At 71.6% G+C, this 3,325-nt stretch carries 2 protein-coding genes and 1 pseudogene; all 3 read right to left on the bottom strand.

Annotation, left to right across the window (positions count from 1 at the left end; genetic code table 11):
- Nucleotides 1-1,049, bottom strand: a pseudogene (locus GJ633_RS15230) (FG-GAP-like repeat-containing protein); the annotation flags it as partial.
- Nucleotides 1,050-1,093: 44 nt separating this feature from the next.
- The gene (locus GJ633_RS15225) at nt 1,094-2,467 is read right to left on the bottom strand and encodes an anaerobic glycerol-3-phosphate dehydrogenase subunit C (protein WP_394351168.1); all 1,374 of its coding nucleotides are present in this window, start codon (nt 2,465-2,467) and stop codon (nt 1,094-1,096) included.
- Between the two features lie 203 nt (nt 2,468-2,670).
- Nucleotides 2,671-3,325 (bottom strand): glycerol-3-phosphate dehydrogenase subunit GlpB (gene glpB, locus GJ633_RS15220; protein ID WP_156589474.1); only part of this gene is annotated, 655 nt, incomplete at its 5' end.

Raw genomic sequence — 3,325 nt, 5'->3', positions numbered from 1 at the left:
GTCGAGGTCGGCGGCGACCGCGCCCGTGCCGAGGCCGTCCGGCTCGGCCGCGCTTCCGGGGTCCGCAGGCTGCCACCGTGACCGGTCCGCGCCGGGGGGATCGACGCCCGCCGCGTCGCGGTCCGCGACGCGCTCGAACAGCCGGCTCGGACCGTCGAGGACGTTGAAGAACAGCTCCTCGCGGCCGTCGTTGTCGAAGTCGGCCGCGACGACCGTCCGGACCGCGCCCACGTCGCGGAGCGACCGCGGCGCCACGTCGGCGAAGCCGCCGTCGGACGACGGGACGAGGAGGCGGTTCGGCGCGTCCTCGTTCCCGATCGCGAGGGCGAACACTCCGCCCTCGTCGACGAGCGCGGCTCCCCGGGTGTCGCCCGCCGGATCCGCGAGCGACGCGTCGGCGGCGGCGGGGTCGTAGTGGCCGTCGCGGTTCCGGAACAGGCGGTTCGGTCCCCGCTCGACGCCCGCGAACAGGTCGCCGGCGCGTCCGGCGACGGGACGGTGAGCAGCGACCGGCACCCGCCGTCGACGCCGAGCCCGACCGCGTCCGCCATGTCGGTTATCTCCCCGTCGTCGCCGATCTCGTAGAACGCGAGCGGGGCGGCGTAGCCGGAGACGGCGACGCCGTACCGTCCGGTTCCGAGCCGGTCGATCGCCGCCACCGACCGCCCGGCTCGGCGGTCGTCGCGGTCGGCGTTCACGTCGAGCGCGAACGCGTCCGTCCAGCGGAACCGGTCGGACTCCAGCCGGCTCAAGAGCAGGTCCGGGTCGCCGCCGCCGTCGGCCTCCCGGGCGCAGTTGTGGACGTACACCTCTTCGCAGCCGTCGGCGTCGAGATCGGCCGCGCACACGCCCATCCCGTGGCGCGTCCCGTCGGCGACGATGCCGCAGGCGGTGTCGACGTAGCGGTCGCCGTTCCGGGCGTATAGGCGGTTTGGCTCGCCGTACCCCGCGAGAAACACCAGCGGTCCGTCCCGTCCCGGCGTCACCGCGACTCCGTACCCGCGGAACGGGTCGTCGTCCCCGACGAGGTCGGACCGCGCGTCGAACATGACCGCCCGTCACCGCTCCGGGAATATGAACGCACGGGTTGCGTTCACCCGCGCGGGTCGGGCTCGACGAGCGTCTCTTCGAGCAGCTGGAGCGGGTGTTCGATCTCGTAGCCGGTGCCGTGTTCCATCTGCATCGCGCAGGTGGGACACTCGGTCATCCCCACGTCGCCCTCTGCGTCCTCCATGTGCTCGAACATCTCGGCGCCGATCTTCATCGACGTCTCGTACTTCTCCTCCTTCCAGCCGTACGTCCCGGAGATCCCCGAACAGGAGTCGCCGACGTCCTCCATCCGCACCCCCTCGACGTCGCGGAACGTCTCGACGGCCTGCCGTGCGAGTCCCTGGTTGCGGGCGTGACACGGCGCGTGGTACGCGAACGCGCGCTCCTCGTCGAGTCCCCCCCGCTCGGCGAGCGCGCCCTCGACGTCCTCGTGGATCCGGAGGTACTCCAGCGCCTCGAAGGTGTGATCGGAGACGTCCTCGATCCCGTGGATGTCGAACAGCTCGGGGTACTCCTGGCGCAGCGAGAGCGAACACGACGTACACGAGGCGATCACGTCGGCGCCGTCGCCGATCGCCGCGACCAGGTTCTCGACGTTCGTCTCGGCGTGCCGGCGGGCGTCCTTCAGCATCCCGTTCGCGAACATCGGCGTGCCCGAGCACTTCTGTGGGGGAACCATCACCTCGTAGCCGAAGTGCTCGTAGACGCGGACCATGGCTTTGCCGACCTCGGGGGTGTTGTAGTTGGAGTAACAGCCGTGGAAGTACGCCACGCGCTTGTCGGGGTTCTCGACCTGCGCGCCGCCCCGCTCGCGCCACCACTCGCGGAAGGTCTGGGTGGCGAAGTCGGGAAAGTCGCGCTCGCTCGTGACGCCGAGCAGCTTCTCGCCGAGCCACGTCGCGCCGGGGACGCTCGTCGCCGCGTTCGCCAACCGGGGCACCTTGCTCGCGATCGACGCGAAGAAGCGGTAGTTCGAGAGGATCCGGTTCCGCACGTACTCCCGCGAGAGCTTCTCCATCTGCTCTTCGACGAACTGCCCGCGCGCCTCGTTGTGCATCTGCGAGAGCGGTACCGAGGAGGGGCAGGCGTCGTCACACCGCATGCAGTTCGAACACGACGTGATCGACTCGTCGATGTCGTGGTCGCCCTTCCGCTTGAGCCGCCACTGCTCGGGCCCTTGGAACTTCGGTCCCGGGAACTCCTCGTCGACCTCGGCGACCGGACAGGAGGTGTCACAGCTCGTGCACTTGTAACAGGAGTCGGCGCCCTCGCGGAGGTCCAGGTCGCCGCCGGGGAACACGTCGACCGGGTCGTACGCGTCCGGGTCGAGCTCCGTCGAGTCGCTCCCGCCGGTCGCGCTCTCGACGCCGCCGTCGGTGGCCGGTCGCGCCGTGTTCGCGCCGTCTGTCACGCTCATCGCGTCGGCCGCGTCACCGCCGGCCGCGTCGCCGTCGATCCGGTCCGGATCTCCGTCATCGGGGACGAAGATCGACGGCTGCTCGTCGCGGCCGAGCCTGGGCACGCCCGGCGCCGATCCACCGTCGGTTCCGTCGCCGTCCGCTTCGTTTCCGTCGTCGTCCGTTCCGACTCGGCCGTCTCCGCCGTCGTCCGTGTCTCGTGTCATTGGCTGGCCTCCGTCGCCGCTTGCCTCCCGGCCGTGATTCCCGTCGCGAGCGACACCCCGCTCGCGGACTTCTCTCTCGCCACGTCGGCCCCACCGACGACGCCGCCCGCCGCGAAGACGTTCTCGTACGCCACCGTCCCGTCGGCGTCGAGCGGCCGACACCGCTCGTCGGGGCGCACCCCGAACCGCGCGTACGGCTGGTCGCCGAACGCGTCGTCGACGAACCACTCGTAGCGGTCGTCGGGCTGCGGGACGTGCAGGTCGAAGACGGGCTCGCGGACCCCCCCTCGGTCCGAGTCGAGCCCCTTGCCGACGAGCCCGCCCGTCGCCAGCACGAACGCGTCGGCGCCGTACGGCGTCTCGCGGCCCTTGCGGTCGACGGCGACGGTCTCGATCCGACCGTCCGCGGCCGCGTCGATCCCGACGACCGGGTTCCCGGTCTCGAACCGGACGCCCGCGTCGTCGAGCGCGTCGTACAGCCGGTCCTCTAAGCGGAGCCCGGGGAGGCTCGGCGGGCCCATCGGCACCTCGAACACGTCGGCGCCGAGTCTGTCGGCGAGTTCGGCGCGGACCTCGTCGCCCGCCTGGTCGCCGAGGAACGCCGGAAACCCGACGCGGTCGACGCGGTCGACGCCGCCGGCCTCGTCGACG

Source organism: Halorubrum sp. CBA1125, assembly GCF_009742825.1.
Lineage (GTDB): Archaea > Halobacteriota > Halobacteria > Halobacteriales > Haloferacaceae > Halorubrum.
Note: the sequence above shows the minus strand (reverse complement) of the source record. Positions and strands in the feature narration are given on the sequence as shown.

Excerpts from the sequence above, each read along its gene's own strand:
- GJ633_RS15225 (WP_394351168.1), bottom strand. The coding sequence starts at position 2,467 with ATGAGCGTGACAGACGGCGCGAACACGGCGCGACCGGCCACCGACGGC.